Origin of the sequence: Paenibacillus sp. ICGEB2008, from assembly GCF_000307675.1 — a bacterium.
Lineage (GTDB): Bacteria > Bacillota > Bacilli > Paenibacillales > Paenibacillaceae > Paenibacillus > Paenibacillus polymyxa.
This window is the reverse complement of the sequence record NZ_AMQU01000047.1, coordinates 1-1,582: the sequence shown is the minus strand read 5'-3', so window position 1 is coordinate 1,582 and position 1,582 is coordinate 1. Positions and strand designations below refer to the sequence as shown.

General features: G+C 51.0%; 2 rRNA genes. Both read left to right on the top strand.

Annotated elements, in window-relative coordinates:
• Positions 1-676 (top strand): 16S ribosomal RNA (locus C400_RS28355); the annotation flags it as partial.
• A gap of 392 nt (positions 677-1,068) precedes the next feature.
• A 23S ribosomal RNA gene (locus tag C400_RS0125840) occupies positions 1,069-1,582 on the top strand; the annotation flags it as partial.

Genomic DNA, 1,582 nt, shown 5'->3' with positions numbered 1-1,582 from the left:
TAGCATTCCGCCTGGGGAGTACGGTCGCAAGATGAACTCAAGGAATTGACGGGAACCCGGCCACAAGCAGTCGGAGTATGTGGTTTAATTCGAAGCAACGCGAAGAACCTTACCAGGTCTTGACATCCCTTTGACCGGCTTCTGAGAGATAGATCTTTCCTTCGGGACAGAGGAGACAGGTGGTGCATGGTTGTCGTCAGCTCGTGTCGTGAGATGTTGGGTTAAGTCCCGCAACGAGCGCAACCCTTATGCTTAGTTGCCAGCAGGTCAAGCTGGGCACTCTAAGCAGACTGCCGGTGACAAACCGGAGGAAGGTGGGGATGACGTCAAATCATCATGCCCCTTATGACCTGGGCTACACACGTACTACAATGGCCGGTACAACGGGAAGCGAAGGAGCGATCTGGAGCCAATCCTAGAAAAGCCGGTCTCAGTTCGGATTGTAGGCTGCAACTCGCCTACATGAAGTCGGAATTGCTAGTAATCGCGGATCAGCATGCCGCGGTGAATACGTTCCCGGGTCTTGTACACACCGCCCGTCACACCACGAGAGTTTACAACACCCGAAGTCGGTGAGGTAACCGCAAGGGGCCAGCCGCCGAAGGTGGGGTAGATGATTGGGGTGAAGTCGTAACAAGGTAGCCGTATCGGAAGGTGCGGCTGGATCACCTCCTTTCTATGGAGAATCGTTTCCTGCGATGGAAACATTCAAATCAGCAGGTACACGTACCTGTGACCGGATATTCGATTTGGTTCATCACGTTCGTGTGAATGAAATGGATATCCTGAACTTACTCACTCGTTGCTCAGTTTTGAGAGTTCAAACTCTCAAGTTTCGACGAATGTTTCATTCACACATCGTGTGGAACCGAAATATTCATCGGGCTTCGCTTCGTCGAAGCGAATTGCACCTTGAAAACTGGATACCGAAACGAAATTGCGTTTAGAATATTCCTTTAAGCTGATCTTGTGTAAACAAGTGAAATAAAGGTAGCTGCCTTGATTTTCATTCACACGTGAGTGTTGAACCGAAATTCAAAGCAAATCGTATTTACGATGTAAATACTAGGTTAAGCTACAAAGAGCACACGGAGGATGCCTAGGCGCCAGGAGCCGACGAAGGACGTGGCGAACAACGATAAGGCCTCGGGGAGCTGTAAGCAAGCTTTGATCCGGGGATGTCCGAATGGGGAAACCCGGCTGTCTTCATCGACAGTCACTACTCACTGAATTCATAGGTGGGTGAGAGGCAGACCAGGGGAACTGAAACATCTAAGTACCCTGAGGAAGAGAAAACAATAGTGATTCCGTCAGTAGCGGCGAGCGAACGCGGATTAGCCCAAACCAAGGAGCTTGCTCCTTGGGGTTGTGGGACGTCTCACATGGAGTTACAAAGGAACCGGTTAGATGAAGAGGTCTGGAAAGGCCCGCCAGAGAAGGTAAAAGCCCTGTAGTTCAAAACCCGTTCCCTCCGAGACGGATCCCGAGTAGTGCGGGGCACGTGAAACCCCGTATGAATCCGGCAGGACCATCTGCCAAGGCTAAATACTCCCTGGCGACCGATAGTGAAGCAGTACCATGA